This window comes from Variovorax sp. 05N34 (assembly GCF_056397405.1).
Map to the genome: position 1 here is coordinate 794,707 of NZ_JBFTNI010000002.1, position 17,467 is coordinate 812,173.

Sequence of the window (17,467 nt, forward strand, 5' to 3'; positions counted from 1 at the left end):
TCAGATCCTGCGCCCGGCGTTCTGCCAGAACGGATCGCGCAGACGGCGCTTGAAGATCTTGCCGCTGTCCTCGCGTGGCAGCGAATCGTGGAAGTCGATCCGCTTGGGCACCTTGAACTTGGCGAGACGCTCGAGCAGGTAGGCCCGGATGTCTTCCGCCGTGACCTGCGCATCGGGCATCCGCTCGACCGCGGCGGCGAGCGATTCGCCGAAGTCTTCGTCGGGGATGCCGAACACGGCGCAGTCCTTCACGCCGGGGCACTGAGTCAGCGCCATCTCGATCTCGGCCGGGTAGATGTTGGTGCCGCCGAAGATCACCATGTCCGAGCGTCGGTCGCACAGGTACAGGCGCCCCGCCTTCATGTAGCCCACGTCGCCCAGGCTGATGAGGCCGTCGCGCTCCACGCTCTTGCGCTTCTCCTCGTGGTTGAGGTAGGTGAAATCGGCATAGGCGGGCACACGTGCAAAGATCTCGCCGGTTTCGCCCTCGGGCAAGCGGCGCCCGGCCTCGTCGTAGAAGGCCATGCGCGTGCCGGGCGTTGGCACGCCCACGCAACCGGGATGCTCCAGCCAGTCCTGCGGCGTGGCGAGGGTGGCGGTGCCGACCTCGGTGCCGCCGTAGGTCTCGTAGACCACCGGGCCCCACCAGTCCATCAGCTCCTTCTTCACTTCGCGCGGGCAGGGCGCGCCGGTGTGCGTGACCCAGCGCAACGAACGGACGTCGTGGCGGCCGCGCACCTCGGGCGGCAGCTTGAGCATGCGCACGAACATCGTGGGCACCATCACCGCGTTGTCGATGCGGTGCTTCTCGATCAGGGCCAGCGTCTCTTCCGGATCGAACTTGGACTGCAACACCAGCACGTCGGCCGTCATCAGCGCCTGGYGGCCATAGGCGTTGGGGGAGGCGTGGTAGAGCGGGCCGCTCACCAGCGCACGCACCCCGGGCTTGAGCCCGTAGACGCTGGCGAACAGCTCGACATAGGCCTTGCTCTCCTCGGGCGTGGCGGGCTGGCGCTTCACGCCCTTGGGATGGCCGGTCGTGCCTGACGTGTAGATCATCGTCGCGCGCGCGCGGCGGGGCGGTGCCTGCAGCGGCTCGAAACGCTCGGCCCATTCGCGCCACACCATGTCGCCGGGCGCGGGCCGAGCGAGTTCGGCCGAGACGCCGTAGCGCTGCTGGATCTCCGGCGGCGTCGGCACCACGAAGACGCGGATGTCCGCCGGCACGAGCGCGCGGATTGGCGCGAGCAGGTCGGCATGCGCGACCAGCACCTTGGGCTTCGCGTCTTCCAGCACATAGATCACTTCTTCCGTGCGGCCATGCCAGTTGAGAGGCACGCCATAGGCTCCGACCGCGGCGGCGGCCTGCTGCACTTCGAAGAAGGCGAAGTCGTTGCGCAGCAGCAGGGCGACGGTGTCGCCTTCGCGCACGCCGAGTTGCTCGAAGCCGGTGGCTGCCTGCTGCGCTACGCGCAGCACCTCGTCGCGCGTCACGCCGCGGCCGTCGAGGTAGATCATGGGTGTGATGCTCATGGATATGGTCTCAATGGAGGGCTGCCGCGAGGCGGGCGGCATGGGCGTCGGCGTCGCCGAACAATTGGTCGAGCACATGGATGCGACGCAGGTAGTGGCCGACCGCATATTCCTCGGTCATGCCGATCCCGCCGTGGAGCTGGATCGCACCGTGCGCCACGTGGCGCGCGTTGCGGCCGACGGAGAGCTTCGCGCGGTGCAGGTCGAGGGCGCTGCCCTCCGCGCCCGCATCGTCGGCCGCGACAGCGGCAGCCATGGCCATGCTGCGCGCCATCTCGAGGCTGACGAGCATCTCGGCCGCGCGGTGGCGCAGCGCCTGGTTCTCGCCGATCAGGCGGCCGAACTGCTTGCGCGTGCGCAGGTAGTCCATCGCCAGGTCGAAGGCCGCCTGCGCGGCCCCGCTCATGTCCGCGCAGACGGCAGCGATGCCGGCTGCCACCGCGCCCTCGATTGCACGCCGGGCGCGTGTCGTGTCGTCGGGATCGGCCAATGGTTGGGCTGCGGCCTGCTTCAGCACCAGCTCGCCCGCCATGGTGTCGTCGACCAGGCGGAACTCGCGCAGTGCGACGCCCGCGTCCTTCGCGTCCACCAGGAACAGCGCACAGCCGTTCGCGTCGGCCGGCGCACCGGCGATGCGCGCGCTCACGACGAAGTACCGCGCCAGGCCGGCGGTCAGCACGTTCGATTTGATGCCGTCGAGCTTCCAGCCGCCGTCCCTGCGCTCGGCGCGTGTCTCCACCCACAGCGGCGCATGCCGGCTGCCGGACTCGTCGTGCGCCCACGCCAGCACGAGTTTGCCGCTGGCCAGGCCGGGCAGCAGTCGAGCCTGCATCACCTCGTCGGCGCCGAGTCGCAACGCGGTGCCTGCGAGCACGGCGCTGGCCAGGAAAGGTTCCACCGAGAGCGAGCGGCCGAAGGCCTGCATCACGGGCAGCAGGTCGCGCGCGCCGCCGCCGAAACCGCCGTGCGCCTCGGGCACCGGCAGGGCGGTCAGGCCCAGCTCGGCGAGGCCGGCCCAGGCCTTCGCGTCATGTGCCACGTCCGAGGCCGCGAGCGCGCGGCGCTTCTCGAAGTCATAGCGATCGGCCAGCAGGCGGGAAAGGCTTTCCGCGAGGGCCGACTGTTCCTCGTTCAGTTCGAAATTCATGGGGGTGTCCTATCCGACGATGGCTTTGGCCAGGATGTCCTTCTGTACTTCGGTCGTGCCGCCGTAGATGGATGCCGCGCGCGAATAGAAATAGCGTGGCGTGATCGGGCCATGCGCGACCTCCTCCGCGGAGCGGCGCTCCAGTCCGCCCGGGCCGGCGATGCGCGCGAGCAAGGCATTGATCTCCTGCTGCAGCTCGGTGCCCTTGAGCTTCAGCACCGAGGCGAAGGCGGGCAGGCGTTGCTGCTCGCTGTTCGTGAGCAGGAAGCGCCAGTTGGTGATCTCCAGGGCGCGTGTCTCGGCTTCCAGCGCGGCGATATCGGCGCGAAGCTTCGGATCGTCGAGCAACGGCCTGCCGGCCTGCGTGTGACGTCCGGCGACCTCGCGTGCGTAGTCGAGCCGCTCTCGGCACAGGCCGACGTTGGCGATGCCGGTGCGCTCGTTCGACAACAGGAACTTCGCGCAGTCCCAGCCCTTGTTCTCCTGGCCGACCAGGTTGCCGACGGGCACGCGCACCTCGTCGAAAAAGACCTCGTTAAGGTGGTGCTCGCCGTCAATGGAACGGATCGGCCGGATCGTGATGCCGGGCGTGCGCAGGTCGATCAGCAGGAAGGAGATGCCTTCCTGCTTGCGAGCTTCCGGATCGGTGCGCACCAGTGCGAACACCCAGTCGGCGAGATGCGCCGTGGTGGTCCAGATCTTCTGGCCGTTGACGAAGTAGTGGTCGCCCTCGCGGCGCGCTGCGGTGCGCAGCGACGCGAGATCGGAGCCGGAGCCCGGTTCCGAGAAGCCCTGGCAGAACCACAGGTCGAGGTTCGCCAGCCGCGGCAGGAAATGGTCGCACTGCGCAGGCGTGCCGAACTTCATCAGCACCGGGCCGAGCATGCCGACGTTGAACACCTGCGGCAGTGGGGCGGGCGCGCGGTAGGTCTCGTCCAGAAGGATCAAGCGTTCCATCGAGCCGAGATCGGCGCCGCCGTAGCGCTTGGGCCAGTGCGGCGCGGCCCAGCCGCGCTCGTTGAGGATGCGCTGCCAGATCACGGTGTCCTGCTTGCGCGGCGGGTGACCGGCGCGAAGGCGGTCACGGATCTCCGCAGGTAGTTTTTCGCGAATGAAGGTGCGCACCTCGTCGCGGAAGGCACGCTGTTCGGGGGTGAGGTCCAGGTCCATGGCGAATCATCTTATGGTTCAACCAATGAATATGCAATACTTCAGAACCCTCAAAAGGATCTTTCATGACAAACGAATCGCTCTTTCAACCCGTGCGCACCCGCCGTGGCTTCGAGGCCGTGTGCGATCGCATTCGCGAACAGTTGATGAGCGGCGAGCTGAAGCCGGGCGACCAGTTGCCAGGCGAACGCGAACTGGCCGAGCGCTTCGGCATCGGTCGCGCGGCGGCACGCGATGCGCTGCGCAGCCTGGAGGTGTCGGGCATCGTGGAAGCGCGCAAGGGCATCCAGGGCGGCTTCTTCATCAAGAGCGGCGGCAGCGGCGGGCTCGCGCAGACGGTGCAGGACATGGTGTCGCTCGCGCAGGCCTCGCTGGAGAACGTGATGGAGGCGCGCACCGAGGTCATCTGCGTCGCGATCCGCCTCGCTTGTCCGCGCGCGACCAACGAGGAGTTCGATGCGATCCAGCGCGACATCGATCTGCACGCCGACCTGTTCCGCCTGGGGCGGGCCTCGCGCAACACGCAGTCGGTGATCGAGTTCTACCGGCTCATCGCGCAGGCCACGCACAACCCGTTGGTGCTGATGATGGTGGATGCCCTGTCGGAGGTGTACCGCGCGATGCTCGCGAGCGTGGACCCGCGGCCCAACAAGGACATCATGGTGGTGCGTCAGCGCGTGCTCGACCTGATGCGCAAGCGCAATGCGCAAGCGGCGTCGGACGCCATGGCGGAGCACCTGCGAACGGTGACGGAATACCTGATCAGCGAGCGCGACAAGAAGCACAATCGCCTCTCGAAGCGATCCACCTGATGGCCGTCAGCCAGTAACCAGCACCACCTTGCCGGTGGTGCCGCGCGAGGTGATGCTGCGCATCGCTTCGACGGCGCGTCGCAGCGGGTAGCTGTCCGAGACGAGCGGACGCACACGGCCCTGCTCATAGTGGGCCAGCACCTGTTGCAGGTTGGCGCGCGCCTCGGGCCAGCTACCGTCGCGCCATACGTCGTAGCGCACGCCCAGGATGTCGAAGCCCTTTACCAGCGGGTAGTTCACCTTGATCTCGGGGATGCGGCCGGAGGTAAAGCCGATCACGAGGTAGCGGCCGTCGAAGGCCATGCAGCGCACCGCTTCGTCGAAAGCATCGCCGCCCACAGGGTCGTAGGCCACGTCCACGCCGTGTCCGCCGGTGAGCGCCTTGACCTCCTCGCGCCAGCCGGGTTGCGTGTAGTCGATGGCGTGTTCAGCGCCGTGCTCGAGGCACAGGGCGCGCTTCTCGGGCGTGCTCGCCGCGGCGATCACGCGCGCGCCCATGGCTTTGCCGAGCTGCACGGTGGCGAGGCCGACGCCCCCCGCTGCACCCAGCACCAGCAACCACTCGCCGGGCGTGAGCCGGCCGCGCTGCTTCAGCGCATAAAGCGTGGTGCCATAGACCACCGGCGTGGCAGCCGCCTCTTCGAAGCTCATGGCGGGGGGCAGGGCGAACACGCGCCCCGCATCCAGCACGATCTGCTCGGCGAAGCCGCCGCCGCGCGCGTCAGACACGCCCATCACCCGGTCGCCGGGGCTGACGGATCGCACCTCCGCGCCGACCGCCTCGACCACGCCGCCCGTTTCGCTGCCCGGTATCCAGGGCAGCGGCGGTTTGATCTGATGCAAGCCTTCGACCTTCAGCGAATCGGGGAAATTGACGCCCGCGGCATGCACGCGGACGCGCACTTCGTGCGGCAGCAGCGGGCGGGCGGGGATTTCGGCGTAGTCGAGCTGGTCGACGGAGCCGAAGTTGCGACAGACGATGGCTTTCATGATCGGCATTGTGATGCAAATGGTAGAACCATACAATGACGCAACCAAATCGACTCGCCCCTCATGTCGACCCACATACTTTGCCTTGCTGGTGACGCCGCCGTGCGCGCCGCGTTGCCGCTCCTGCCGGATGCGCAGGTACATGTCTACCGCGTGCTGCGCTACATCCCGACCGATTCGGTGACGGAAGATCGGGCGCGGCGGCCGATCGTGCCGGATGCCGAGCGTATCCACACCATCGTCGAATGCAACTTCCGCGATTCGGCCGCGCAGGCGCGTGCCCAGGCCGGTGCGGATTGGCGCGCCTTCGCCGCGGCAGTCGATGAAACGAGCGAGCGGTTGTATGCCTTCGATGCCTTATCGAACATCCCGATACCGGCGGTGCGCGGCGCGGTCGAGGGCGGCTTTCGCCGGTGGATGCTGCTGCGCCGTGCGGCGGCCAGTCCTGATGCGTTCCGCGACGCCTGGTTCGGACGGCATGCCGACCTCGTGAAGAAGCTGCCGCGGGTGGACGGCTATGTCCAGAGCCTGGTGACAGGGCGATTCGGCCCCGATGGCGAGGCCGCGAGTCACGAAAGTCTCTGCGTCGACGGCATCGCCGAGCTTTGCTTCGCCAACGAGGCCGCGATGCTGGAGGCCTACTCTGCCGATGCACGATTGCCCCTGCGAGACGACGGGCGTGCGCTGCTGGCCGGCATCGTCACGCTGCTTGTACACGGGAGCCGCGCGTCATGAGCGAGCGTCTCGACGAAGTGGATGTGATCGTGGTCGGCAGCGGCGCTGGCGGCCTGGCTGCGGCCGTTGCTGCGAGAAAGCTCGGGCTGGAGGGGCTGGCGGGCGAGGCCGCGGTGCTCAGTCCATCGTGATGTTGTTGTCCTTCACCACCTTGGCCCACAAGGTGTGGTCGGAAACGATGATGTCGCCCAGCGCCTTCGTGCCGCTCTTCGGGACCACGTAGACCGCGCGGAACTTCTCCTGGATGTCCGCTTGCGCGAGCAGCTTGGCGACCGCGTCGGCCATCTTCGCGATCACCTGCGGCGGTGTGCCGGTGCGCGCCACCAGGCCGAACCAGGTCTGTGTGTCGTAACCCGGCACCACTTCGGAGATGCTCGGCACGTCGGGCAGCAGCGGGCTGCGCTGGGCGGTGGACACGCCCAGAATGCGCATTTTTGCGTCTTTCACGAAGCCGGCGGTGACCGACGACGGCGTCGAGAGCATGTACTTGGTCTGGCCCGCGAGCAGTGCCTGGGCGGCCGGCCCCGCGCCGGGGTAAGGCACCATCACCATCTTGCGAATGCCGGCCGCCCCGTGGAAGGCCTCCATCGCGAGCTGGCCGACGCCGCCCAAGGCCGAGGCGCCCCACTCGAGAGAACCGGGCTTGGCCCGGGCCTGCTGCACGAATTGCGCGAGTGTGTCCGGCATCGATGGATTCGTCATCAGCACCATCGGCGAAGTGCCTAGCAGAGAGACCGGCACGAAGTCCTTGACCGCGTCGTAGCTCGGTTTGCGCTGCACCAGCGGCACCGTCACCAGGCCGCTGCCATGCAAGAGGAAGGTGTAGCCGTCGGCCGGCTGCTGTGCGACATACTGCGAGGCGATCGCGCCGCCCGCACCAGGCTTGTATTCCATCACCACCGGCTGGCCGAGCATCTTCTGCAGCGGCTCCTGGACGTAGCGGCCGAGCACGTCGTTGGTGCCGCCCGCCGCGGCGGGCACGATGAACTTGATGGGGCGATCCGGCCAGCGATCTTGCGCCAGCGTGGGGCCGCTTGCAGCGAGGGCAGCGAGCAGGGCGCCCGCGATGAGGGTACGGCGATACATGACATTGTCTCCTTGTCCCGCATGATCGATCGAATTGGCCCAAATGTCTATAGGTCTTACCAAAAGACCACTGCCTGTGTATGATGAAGCCGATGAATACCACCCCCGCCACCCGAACCGTGGCCGAGCGCCAGTTCGACGTCGAAGACGCGCGCGGCCGTACCTATCGCGTCACCCGCTACGTGTGGGAGGAGGAGCGCGATGGCGCCTGGGTCGAGCTGTGGGACATGCTGCTCACCGCGACCGGCGGCCTGCTTGATGAACTGCCCGGCGGCGGCTATCGCGTGGACGGCACCGGCACCTGCGTGCGCGCAGTGCCGGGCAGTGTGCGTACGCGCGCATCGCGGCAGATGGAGACGGTCGTGCCGGTCGGTGCCACCGGGGCGCATTGATGGCCGCCGTGCGCCAGGGCCCATTGGCGGGGCTGCGGGTCGTTGAAATGGCGGGCCTCGCGCCCGGCCCCTTCGCCGCGATGATGCTCGCCGACATGGGGGCCGAGGTGCTGCGCATCGACCGACCCGAACCCGCTGCGCGGCCGATGCCGCAGCGCTACTGGTTCACTGACCGCAACCGGCGCTCGATCGCGCTGGACCTCAAGACCGGGGATGGCGTGGCGCTTGCGCGGCGGCTGATCGGCGAGGCCGATGCGCTGATCGAGGGCTTCCGTCCCGGCGTGATGGAACGCCTGGGCCTCGGACCCGACGAATGCCTTTCGCTCAATCCGCGCCTGGTCTAYGGCCGCATGACCGGTTGGGGCCAAGAGGGCCCGCTCGCGCAGGCGCCGGGCCACGACATCAACTACATCGCTTTGGCCGGCGTGCTCGACGCGATCGGGCCGGCGGAGGGACCTCCCGTGGTGCCGCTGAACCTGGCGGGTGATTTCGGCGGCGGCGGCATGTATCTCGCCTTCGGTATCGCCTGCGGGCTGATCGAGGCCGCGCGCTCGGGCCGGGGCCAAGTCGTCGATGCCGCGATGGTCGACGGAGCCGCGTCGCTGATGACCTATTTCTACGGCTACATGGCAGGCGGCAAGTGGCCGGGCCGCGGGCGCTCGACGCTCGGCGGCGCGGCGCCGCACTATGGCGTGTACGAGACGAAGGACGGCAAATACGTTTCCGTCGGCTCGGCCGAGCCGAAGTTCTATGCAGAGTTGCTGCGCATCACAGGCATGGACCGCGATCGCCTGCCGGATCGCGGCGACCCCGCGAACTGGCCCGCCTTGCGCGAGCGACTGGCCGCGATATTCCGCAGGCGCACGCGCGACGAGTGGAGCGCGCTGATGGAGTCGTCCGAGGTCTGCTTTGCGCCCGTGCTGGATCTGCGCGAGGCCGCAGCCCATCCGCACAACGTGGCGCGCCAGACCTTCATCGAGATTGACGGCCATGTGCAGCCGGCGCCTGCACCGCGCTTCTCGCGTACGCCGAGCGCAATGCCTCAGGCCGGCGTCGCGCCGGGGGTCGATGCGAAGGCCGCATTGCAAGGGTGGGGCCTGCCGGCGAGCGAAATCGACGCGCTGATCGCGCGCGGCGCGGTGGTCTGAGGGGCCTCAGTCGATGTCGAGCCAGTCGGGTTTCGCCTGCCGCTGGCCTTTCAACGCCGAGGGCTGCGCCGCGTCGACGGGATCGATGCGCAGCCGCGTGAGGCGCAGGAAGCTGATCTTCCATTCGCCGTCTACCGCGCGGTACTCCTCTTCGTAGTGGCCGTAGCCGCGAAAGCCACGGCTGCCCGGCGCCTCCTTCACCGTGCTGCCGTCGGTCCAGTCGACGTAGTCCTCCATCGCCCAGATCACGCGCGCGTGACCAGGTCCGAGCAAGCGGATCTCCGGCATGTGGCAGTGGTGCACGGAGATGGTGTTCGCCAGGCGCGTCGAGACGCCCTGCACGAACGTGGCCACATCGGCGCCGGCGGGCGCCGAGCCCAATCCCTCGAAGCGGCAGTCGGGCGTGAACAGCGAGGCCAGCCTTGGCCATTGCTTGGTGTCAATGTAGCGGCAGTAGCGCGCCTTGGTTTCGACGATGGCCTGTAGTGCCAGCAGGCGCTGCACCGACGGGTCGGACTCTGACATGCGTGCTCCTCGGGTGAATGCGTTGACGGCGCGAGAATCTGGCAAGTATAATGGTCTTACCAATGATACTTTAAGGCCGCCTTCCATGTTCGAACGCCTCGAAAACGACTTCCCGGTGCATACGCCGCGCCCTGCCGATGCGCCCGTGGCGCTGGAGGGCATCCGCGTGATCGACTTCAGTCACTTCCTCGCCGGCCCCTTCGCCACCATGATTCTTGGCGACATGGGCGCGGACGTGATCAAGGTGGAGACACCCGGCCGCGGCGATGAATTCCGTCACTACCCGCCGGTGCCCGCCGAGGCCCCGGCGCAGGGCGCGCCCTATGCATGGGGCAATCGCAACAAGCGCAGCGTCGCGCTGAACCTCAAGAGCCCGGACGGCGTGGCGGTGGTGAAGGAACTGATCGCACAGGCCGACGTGCTGTGCGAGAACTTCTCCACCGGCGTGATGGAGCGCTTCGGCCTCGACTATGCAAGCGTGAAGAAGATCAATCCGCAGATCATCTATTGCTCCGTCTCGGCCTATGGGCGCGAGGGCGCCTTCAGCGATCGTCTGGGATTCGATCCGATCGCGCAGGCGGAAAGCGGCTTCATCTCGATGAACGGCTATCCCGACCGGCAGGGCGTGCGCACGCTGTCGCCGGTGGTGGACATCAGCACCGCGATGATGGCCTGCAATGCCATTCTTGGCGCGCTGCTGGCCCGTGCGCGTACCGGGCAAGGGCAGCAGATCGAGATCGCGCTCTTCGACAACGCGGTGCTGATGACCGGCTACGCCGCCATGCAGCACCTCTACACCGGCGCGCATCCGCAACGCCATGGCAACACCAGCCCCGACACCTGCCCGTCGGGCGTGTTCATGAGCCAGGACAAGCCCTTCTATATCAACTGCGGCAACGACAAGATCTTTCATCGCCTGGCGGAGCAGGTGCTCGAGATGCCCGAACTGGCGAACGACCCGGTCTACTCGGACCGCAATGGGCGCATGGGCAAGCGCGAGGAGATCTTCAAGCTGCTTGAAGAGCTGTTCGTGCAGCACCCGTGGTCATACTGGCAGCCGCGCATGCGAGCCGCGCAGATCCCGTGCGGCGAGGTGCGCAGCGTCGGCGATGCGCTGCGGTCGCCCGAGGCGAAGGAGCGCGGACTGGTGACCCGCGTCGAGCACCCCACGCTGGGCTGGATTCCCAATGTGCGACTGCCGATCCTCTACTCCGCCACGCCCCTGGCCGACCCGCAGGCCGCGCCCGCGGTGGGTCAGCACACGAACGAGGTGCTGGCCGAGGTGCTGGGCTACGACGACGCGCGCATCGCTGCACTTCGGGCCAGCGGCGCGCTAGACCCGGCCGCAGCGCGCCGGCCCGTGCAGGCTGCCGCGGAGGCGGCGGCGGAATGAAGCAGCTCTCGCCCGCGGCACCCCGCGCGTTGCTGCATACGCGCCGGGTGGAATGCACGGGGTGGGAGCGCGAGGACGGCCTGTTCGACATCGAGGGCCGCCTGTCGGACGTGCGCACGCACGACCAGGACGGCTCGCGCGGCAATGCACCGCGCAAGGCGGGCGATCCGGTGCACCTGATGTCGCTGCGCATCACGCTGGACGACCGCTTCACCATCGTGGCAGCGGAGGCCTGCTCCCACCAGGTGCCCTATGCGGACTGCGATGGCATCAATGCGGCCTACGCTCAATTGGCTGGGCTGCAGATCAAAGGCGGCTTCACCAAGGCTGTGAAGGCGATGTTCTCTGGTGAACACGGCTGCACGCACTTGACCGAACTGCTCGGCCCTATGGCCACTACCGCCTTGCAGGCGATCAACCCTGCCCTCGAACGCCGGCGCGCGCGGCGCGGCGAGCCGATCGACGACCCGAAGTCCGGAGATCGCCTGCTGGGCAGCTGTCACGGCCTGCGCCGCGGGGGCGAGCCCGCAATCATTCGCTGGGGCGGACGCGGCGCCTGAGCGCCGCCGCGCCTTGGCTCATTCCGGCTGGATGCCCTTTGACTGCAGCAAGGCCCCAAAGCGCGCGCCTTCCTTGTCGACCAACGCGCGGAACTGCTGCGGCGTGCTGAACTTCGGCTCGTTGCCCGAACGCTGCAGAGCCTCGCGGACGGCGGGATCCGTCAGCGCTTGCCCCATCGCGTCGTTGAGCTTCGTCACCACGGCATGAGGCGTTCCGGGCGGCGCCACGAGGCCGAAGAACACCTCGGTCGTCATGCCGGGAAAGCCTTGCTCGGCCATCGTCGGTACTTCGGGCAGTTCCTTCTCGCGCTGCGGGCCGGTCACCGCAAGTGCCTTGAGCTTACCCGAGCGTACAAGGGGAATGTTGGACGACAGCGCGTCGAACAGGAACTGGATGTTGCCGCCCATGATGGCGCTTGCGGATTCGGCCCCGCCCTTGTAAGGCACATGCAGGGCGTCGAAGCCGGCCTCGCTCTTGAGCAGTTCGGCAAGCAGATGCAGGCTGCCGTTGATGCCGTTGGAGCCGAAGCTCAACTGGCCGGGATGCGCCTTGCCGTAGGCCACGAGTTCTTTCACATTGTTCACGCCGAGCGTCGGCGATGCGACCAGGATGAAACCCGAGGTGGTGGCCTGGCCCACCGGGATCAGCGTCTTCACGTCGTAGCCGGGATTCTTATAGAGAAAGGGCGAGATCGCCATCACGCTGTTGCCCACCCACACCAGCGTGTAGCCGTCGGCGGGCGCGCGCACTGTCTGCGCAACGGAGAGCGTGCCCGAGGCGCCCGGCTTGTTGTCGATCACAACGGGCTGGCCGAGCAGCTTGCCCATCTTGTCGCCCACCAGGCGGGCGGTGATATCCGTTGTGCCGCCGGCGCCAGCACCCACGAGGATCTTGATGGGGCGCGACGGGAACGGCTCCTGCGCCCAAAGGGGCTGGACGGCGATGGCTGCGCCGGCGGCAAGCAGCGTGCGGCGCCGGATGCGGCAATCGGTCATGGGTGTCTCCTTCATCGAGTGGGGAAAAGATCCGTGGACGCCGTCAGCCGTTTCGACTGATTGACTCGGCATGGATACCCCATTATATTGGTCCTACCATTTAAATATGCAACCTATAACCAACCACACGATGAACCTCACGCCGGCCCAGATGCTCGATTCGCTGCTCGCGCAGCGCCACAGCTGCCGCGCCTTTCTTTCGACGCCGGTGGAGCGCGCCACCATCGAGTCCGTTCTGCGCACGGCGCAGCGAGCCGCCTCGTGGTGCAACTCGCAGGCCTGGCAAGTCAGCGTGACCTCGGGCGAGGCGACCGAGCGCCTGCGGACCAAACTGCTCGAAGCCGAGCGCGCGGGCGAGGGCGGCGGCACCGACTTTCCTTTTCCACAGGAGTACCGAGGCGTCTACCTGGAGCGCCGGCGCGAATGCGGGTTCCAGCTCTACAGCGCGGTCGGCGTGGAGCGCGGAGACAGGGAAGGCTATGCGCGCCAGACGCTGGAGAACTTCCGGCTCTTTGGCGCGCCGCATGTCGCCATCCTGACCAGCGACCCGGGCCTCGGCGTCTATGGTGCGGTCGATGTGGGCGGCTATGTGCAGGTGGTGCTGCTCGCGATGCAAGCCCATGGCTTGGCTGCGATTCCGCAGGCCGCCCTGGCGCATCAGAGCGCTTTGGTGAAAGAGGAGCTCGGCATTGCGAAGGAGCGCCTGATGGTGTGTGGCATCTCCTTCGGCTACGAAGACACCGAGCATCCTGCCAACAGCTATCGCACCTCGCGCGCGCCACTCGGGCAGGCGGTCCAGTTCGTGGGAGCGTGACGACATGAAGACCCTTGCAGACCGCAGCATCGCGATCGTCGGCTACGCGGAAACCAAGCTGGTGCGCAGGAGCGGACGTACCGCGCTATCGCTGGCCGGCGAAGCCATCGACCGCCTGATCGCGCAGACAGGCATCGAGCGCTCGCGCATCGACGGCTTCGCCACGACGCTGGCCATGAGCGAAGGCGGCAACCCGTTCTACAGCAACCTGCTGGCCGAAGGGCTGGGCCTGTCGGTCACCTGGTGCCAGGCCACCGAAATCGGCGGCGCCTCATCGGGTGGGAATATCGCGCGCGCGGCAGCTGCCATCCAGGCAGGCCTGTGCGACATCGTGCTGTGCCTCGCGTCGGACGCGGTGTCCACCGTCGACCGCTCGGTGCAATCGGGCCATCGCACCGAGTACTGCGACCCGGCCGGTTACGCGGGCCCGCTGTCGGCCTTCGCACTGCTGTCCAATGTGTACGACCAGCGCTACGGCCTGCCGCACGACGCGCTGGCGCGGCTGGCGGTGACGCAGCGCGAGGGCGCGCTGCTCAACGAGAACGCCTGCGACGTGCTGCGCCGGCCATTGACGGAGCGCGAGTACCTCGACTCGAAGATCGTCTCAGACCCGCTGCGCATCCTCGACTGCGTGATGCGCTGCGACGGCGCAAGCGCGGTGCTGGTGATGTCGACGCGGCGCGCACGCGAGATGGGCTTCCAGAAGCTCGTGCACCCGATCGCCTATGCCGAGCGCATCAACTTCGATCCGACCGAGTCCAGCGGCGACATGCTGCGCACCGGCTTCACAGATGTCGCTCCGCGCGCCTTCGGCGCCGTGGGCTGGAAGCCCGGCGACGTGAAGATGCTGCATTGGTACGACGACTTCCTGATCGCGCTGATCCTGCAGCTGGAACAAACTGGCTTCTGCGGGCCGGGCGAGGGTGGTGCCTTCGTCATGGCGCACGACATGACCTGGCGCGGCGAGCTGCCGCTGAACACTGGCGGTGGCCAGATCTCGGCCGGCCAGCCCGGCCTCGCCGGCGGTGGCGTCAACCTCGTCGAGTGCCTGCGTCAGATGTTCGGCGAGGCCGGCGCGCGCCAGGTGGGCGATGCCAGCAACGCGATGCTCTCGGGCATCGGCGTGATCCAGTACGCCCGCACCTGGGGCACCAGCACGGTGATGCTTCTGGAGAGAAGCCAATGAGCATGACGATCGATCTTCCCCCCGACGTTGGCGCCTCCTTCTTCGAAGGCTTGCGCGATGGCCGCCTGATGCTGCAGTTCGACCGCGGCAACGGCCGCGCCCAGTTCTACCCGCGCCCACAGAGCCTCTGGAGCGAGGGCGGCGTGGAGTGGCGCGAGGCCGGCGGCCGCGGCACGATCTTCGCGCTGACGCTGAGCCGCGTCGGGCCGCCGCATTTGGCCGACGCGGTGCCCTACCCAATGGCGCTCGTGCGCCTGGCAGAGGGCCCGCGCATGCTCGCCCGCATCCATGCGCGCTATGACGACTTGGCCATCGGCCAGGCGGTAGAGGTGGACTGGAGCCATCCCGACTCGCGGCGCGCCTTTCCGGTGTTCAAACCGGCAGGCTGAAGGACGCGCGGCCTCTGCATTTCTTCAATACACGATTCCAGGAGACAACCCATGATGTTCCGACGCCAATGGCTGGCCTTGTCGGCGCTCGCGCTTTCCGCGCTGGCGCTGGGTAGCGCGCAGGCCGACAGCTTTCCGAGCCGGCCGATCAAGATCGTCGTGCCTTTCGCCGCGGGTGGCACCGGCGACGTGCTCATCCGCACGCTGCAGGAGCCGATGCAGCGTCGCCTGGGGCAGCCGATCATCGTGGAGAACCGCCTCGGCGCGAGCGGTTCGATGGGCACCGTGTTCGTCAAGAACGCGCCACCCGATGGCTACACGCTGCTGCAGGTGGGCAATTCGACCGTGACCACGCCGATGCTGCAGAAGACGGCCAATTACGATTCTCAGAAGGACCTCGCGCCGGTGGGACTGATCGCGACCACGCCGATGGTGTTCCTGGTCAATCCGGTCGTGCCGGCGACCAACATGCAGCAGTTCATCGACTACGCACGGGCCAATCCCGGCAAGCTCGAGTTTTCGTCGGCCGGGCGTGGCTCGCTCGCGCACCTGGCGACCGAGTCCTTCAACCAGGCGGCCGGCCTGAAGATGGTCTTCGTGCCCTACCAGGGCGCGGCACAGGCCGTCAATGCGGTGCTCGCCGGGGATGTGAAGGTGGCGCTGACCACGCCCTCGGACGCGATCAATGCCTTCGTGAGCGCGGGCCGGGTGCACATGCTCGCGGTGTCGAGCGAGAAACGCAGCCCGCTGCTGCCCGAGGTGCCGGCAATCTCGGAGGCGTTGCCCAACTTTGCGGTCAACGCCTTCTTCGGACTGTCGGCGCCGGCGGGCACGCCGAGCGCCGTGGTCGCGAAGCTCAACGACGCGCTGAACAAGTCGATCGCCGAGCCCGCGGTGCAGGCCAKGCTCAAGGCCCTGGGCATGTTCCCGAACGCAGGCAATGCCGCGAGCTTCGGCGACATGATGAAGCGCGATCATGTGCTGTGGACCGGCGTCATCGCCAAGGCGGGCATCGAGGCGGAGTGATGATGAACAACACCCTTGACGACTACTCGCCCGAGCGAATCGCCGACCGCATGCAGATCCAGGACTGCATGTACCGCTGGTGCCGCGCGGTGGACCGGCTGGACTTCAGCGGCATTCGGGACGTCTTTCATCCCGATGCGACCGACATGCATGGCGCCTACGATGGCCCGGTTGACGGGCTGGTCGAATGGATCCGCAGCCGCCACGCGGCCATCCCCTTCTCGATGCATGCAGTGAGCAATCTCCTGATCGAGTTCGCCGGCCCCGATCTCGCGCTGGTGGAGACCTACGTTCGAACCACCCAGCGTTACCCGGCCGAGGCGCGCGCGGCGCTTGACCAACTCGCCGGCGGCAAGGCAGGCGCGGACGGCGGCGGCATGGACCTCATGACCTGCTCGCGCTATGTCGATCGCTTCGAGCGGCGCGATGACCGGCGCTGGAAGATCGCGCGACGCACGCTCGTGGCGGACTGGAAGCAGTTCGTGCCCGTGCCCGCCGGCCTGCCGACGCCGCCCGCCTCGCAGCAGACCGGCCGGCGCAACCAGGACGACTTCATCTTCCAGGAACGCAAGGCGTTGGGGATCCGACCATGAACCGAAAGCAATTCCTTCGCTGCACGTTCGCAGCGTTGGCTGCAGGCGCCGCGTGGCCCGCGCTGGCTGCCTATCCCGACAAGCCGGTCATGCTCGTCGTACCCTATCCGCCGGGGGGCATGGGCAGCACCTTCGGCAACATCGTCAGCGAGGCGCTCAGCCCGAGGCTCGGCGAAAACATCGTGGTCGACTACAAGGGCGGCGCCAATGGCGCGCTTGGCGCGGCCTACGTGGCCAAGGCGCAGCCGGACGGCTACACGCTGCTGATGGCCGTCAACAGCACCATGGCCATCAACCCGCACCTGTACTCCAGGCTGCCTTTCGATCCGCTCAAGGACTTCGCGCCGGTGTCGATGATCTTCACCAATGCGAACGTGCTGGTGGTCAATGCGTCCAGCCCGGTGCGCTCGGTGAAGGACCTGATCGCCTACGCCAAAGCCAATCCGGGCAAGGCGAACTACGGCTCGGCCGGCAACGGTTCCACGCCGCACCTCTCGGGCGAGATGTTTCGCCAGCTCACCGGTGCGCCGGTGGTGCACGTGCCGTACAAGGGCAGCGGTCCGGCCATCGTGGACCTTCTCGGTGGCCAGATCGACTTCCTGTTCGTCGACACCTCGGTGCTGCCGCAGGTGCGCAGCGGCAGGCTGCGTGCACTGGCCGTCACCGGCCGCACGCGGCTGGGCGCCGCGCCCGAGCTGCCGACGATGGAGGAGGAAGGCGTGAAGGGCTTCGTGGTGGATACCTGGTACAGCATCTGCGCGCCCGCCGGTACCCCGCCCGAAGCGGTGAAGCGCCTGAACGCGGAGATCGCGAAGATGCTGGCCGATCCCGCGGTGCGCCAGCGCATGCGCGACATCGGCGTGGACCCGGCCGAAGACACGAGCGCGGCCTATCTGCAGAAGACCATTCAGGCCGACAGCGCGCGCTGGAAGAGGTTCATCCAGTCCACCGACATCCACCTCGACTGAGGCG

The 17,467-nt window shown here is 67.6% G+C and carries 20 protein-coding genes; 13 read left to right on the forward strand and 7 right to left on the reverse strand.

Annotated features, from left to right (window positions below; all coding sequences use genetic code 11):
* Genes AC1DMA_RS08115 through AC1DMA_RS08125 form a run of 3 tightly spaced genes read right to left on the reverse strand, consistent with a single transcriptional unit; the run spans window position 1 to window position 3,850 of the window.
* Window positions 1-1,533, reverse strand: coding sequence for an acyl-CoA synthetase (locus AC1DMA_RS08115; protein WP_478143858.1), 1,533 nt, complete (start codon window positions 1,531-1,533; stop codon window positions 1-3).
* Window positions 1,534-1,543: 10 nt separating this feature from the next.
* Complete coding sequence (locus AC1DMA_RS08120; protein ID WP_478143859.1) at window positions 1,544-2,680, reverse strand: acyl-CoA dehydrogenase family protein; 1,137 nt, start codon at window positions 2,678-2,680, stop codon at window positions 1,544-1,546.
* 9 nt (window positions 2,681-2,689) lie between these two features.
* On the reverse strand, window positions 2,690-3,850 hold the full coding sequence (locus tag AC1DMA_RS08125; protein ID WP_478143860.1) for an acyl-CoA dehydrogenase family protein: 1,161 nt from the start codon (window positions 3,848-3,850) through the stop codon (window positions 2,690-2,692).
* A 65-nt stretch (window positions 3,851-3,915) separates the two neighbouring features.
* On the opposite strand from AC1DMA_RS08125, the gene AC1DMA_RS08130 reads away from it, so the two are divergent.
* Entirely contained in the window at window positions 3,916-4,662 is a 747-nt protein-coding gene (locus tag AC1DMA_RS08130; protein ID WP_478124614.1) for a FadR/GntR family transcriptional regulator, read from the forward strand.
* A gap of 6 nt (window positions 4,663-4,668) precedes the next feature.
* On the opposite strand, the gene AC1DMA_RS08135 is transcribed toward AC1DMA_RS08130, so the two are convergent.
* Window positions 4,669-5,652: an NADPH:quinone oxidoreductase family protein gene (locus AC1DMA_RS08135; protein WP_478124615.1), complete on the reverse strand. Its 984-nt coding sequence runs from the start codon at window positions 5,650-5,652 to the stop codon at window positions 4,669-4,671.
* A gap of 102 nt (window positions 5,653-5,754) precedes the next feature.
* On the opposite strand from AC1DMA_RS08135, the gene AC1DMA_RS08140 reads away from it, so the two are divergent.
* Both AC1DMA_RS08140 and AC1DMA_RS08145 read left to right on the forward strand, forming a co-directional pair.
* Entirely contained in the window at window positions 5,755-6,387 is a 633-nt protein-coding gene (locus tag AC1DMA_RS08140; RefSeq protein ID WP_478143861.1) for an EthD domain-containing protein, read from the forward strand.
* Entirely contained in the window at window positions 6,384-6,518 is a 135-nt protein-coding gene (locus AC1DMA_RS08145) for a hypothetical protein (protein WP_478124617.1), read from the forward strand. Before AC1DMA_RS08140 ends, AC1DMA_RS08145 begins: the two co-directional genes overlap by 4 nt.
* Here the strand turns inward: AC1DMA_RS08145 and AC1DMA_RS08150 are convergent.
* Window positions 6,505-7,473, reverse strand: a complete 969-nt coding sequence (locus AC1DMA_RS08150; protein ID WP_478143862.1) for a Bug family tripartite tricarboxylate transporter substrate binding protein — start codon at window positions 7,471-7,473, stop codon at window positions 6,505-6,507. The genes AC1DMA_RS08145 and AC1DMA_RS08150 overlap by 14 nt on opposite strands.
* 92 nt (window positions 7,474-7,565) lie before the next feature.
* On the opposite strand from AC1DMA_RS08150, the gene AC1DMA_RS08155 reads away from it, so the two are divergent.
* A complete protein-coding gene (locus AC1DMA_RS08155) occupies window positions 7,566-7,865 on the forward strand; it encodes a hypothetical protein (protein WP_478124619.1) in 300 nt (99 codons plus the stop codon).
* Window positions 7,865-9,013 carry a CaiB/BaiF CoA transferase family protein gene (locus tag AC1DMA_RS08160; protein WP_478143863.1) on the forward strand — a complete coding sequence of 383 codons (1,149 nt, stop codon included), beginning with the start codon at window positions 7,865-7,867 and terminating at the stop codon, window positions 9,011-9,013. Before AC1DMA_RS08155 ends, AC1DMA_RS08160 begins: the two co-directional genes overlap by 1 nt.
* A gap of 6 nt (window positions 9,014-9,019) precedes the next feature.
* On the opposite strand, the gene AC1DMA_RS08165 is transcribed toward AC1DMA_RS08160, so the two are convergent.
* On the reverse strand, window positions 9,020-9,538 hold the full coding sequence (locus AC1DMA_RS08165) for a nuclear transport factor 2 family protein (RefSeq protein ID WP_478124621.1): 519 nt from the start codon (window positions 9,536-9,538) through the stop codon (window positions 9,020-9,022).
* Window positions 9,539-9,623: 85 nt separating this feature from the next.
* On the opposite strand from AC1DMA_RS08165, the gene AC1DMA_RS08170 reads away from it, so the two are divergent.
* Window positions 9,624-10,931, forward strand: coding sequence for a CaiB/BaiF CoA transferase family protein (locus AC1DMA_RS08170; protein ID WP_478143864.1), 1,308 nt, complete (start codon window positions 9,624-9,626; stop codon window positions 10,929-10,931).
* On the forward strand, window positions 10,928-11,491 hold the full coding sequence (locus tag AC1DMA_RS08175) for a DUF2889 domain-containing protein (protein ID WP_478143865.1): 564 nt from the start codon (window positions 10,928-10,930) through the stop codon (window positions 11,489-11,491). Before AC1DMA_RS08170 ends, AC1DMA_RS08175 begins: the two co-directional genes overlap by 4 nt.
* A gap of 18 nt (window positions 11,492-11,509) precedes the next feature.
* Here AC1DMA_RS08175 and AC1DMA_RS08180 read toward each other — a convergent pair whose 3' ends face one another.
* Entirely contained in the window at window positions 11,510-12,487 is a 978-nt protein-coding gene (locus AC1DMA_RS08180; protein ID WP_478143866.1) for a Bug family tripartite tricarboxylate transporter substrate binding protein, read from the reverse strand.
* A gap of 130 nt (window positions 12,488-12,617) precedes the next feature.
* Between AC1DMA_RS08180 and AC1DMA_RS08185 the strand changes: the two genes are divergently transcribed.
* The 6 genes from AC1DMA_RS08185 to AC1DMA_RS08210 are packed head-to-tail and all read left to right on the forward strand — an operon-like array spanning window position 12,618 to window position 17,463.
* Window positions 12,618-13,301: a nitroreductase gene (locus AC1DMA_RS08185; protein ID WP_478124625.1), complete on the forward strand. Its 684-nt coding sequence runs from the start codon at window positions 12,618-12,620 to the stop codon at window positions 13,299-13,301.
* Between the two features lie 4 nt (window positions 13,302-13,305).
* Window positions 13,306-14,487: a thiolase family protein gene (locus AC1DMA_RS08190; RefSeq protein WP_478124626.1), complete on the forward strand. Its 1,182-nt coding sequence runs from the start codon at window positions 13,306-13,308 to the stop codon at window positions 14,485-14,487.
* Window positions 14,484-14,876, forward strand: coding sequence for a Zn-ribbon domain-containing OB-fold protein (locus AC1DMA_RS08195; RefSeq protein ID WP_478143867.1), 393 nt, complete (start codon window positions 14,484-14,486; stop codon window positions 14,874-14,876). Before AC1DMA_RS08190 ends, AC1DMA_RS08195 begins: the two co-directional genes overlap by 4 nt.
* 51 nt (window positions 14,877-14,927) lie before the next feature.
* Window positions 14,928-15,902, forward strand: a complete 975-nt coding sequence (locus tag AC1DMA_RS08200) for a Bug family tripartite tricarboxylate transporter substrate binding protein (RefSeq protein ID WP_478143868.1) — start codon at window positions 14,928-14,930, stop codon at window positions 15,900-15,902.
* A gap of 2 nt (window positions 15,903-15,904) precedes the next feature.
* On the forward strand, window positions 15,905-16,495 hold the full coding sequence (locus AC1DMA_RS08205) for a nuclear transport factor 2 family protein (protein WP_478124629.1): 591 nt from the start codon (window positions 15,905-15,907) through the stop codon (window positions 16,493-16,495).
* On the forward strand, window positions 16,492-17,463 hold the full coding sequence (locus tag AC1DMA_RS08210) for a Bug family tripartite tricarboxylate transporter substrate binding protein (RefSeq protein WP_478143869.1): 972 nt from the start codon (window positions 16,492-16,494) through the stop codon (window positions 17,461-17,463). Before AC1DMA_RS08205 ends, AC1DMA_RS08210 begins: the two co-directional genes overlap by 4 nt.
* The last annotated feature ends 4 nt before the right edge of the window (window positions 17,464-17,467 follow it).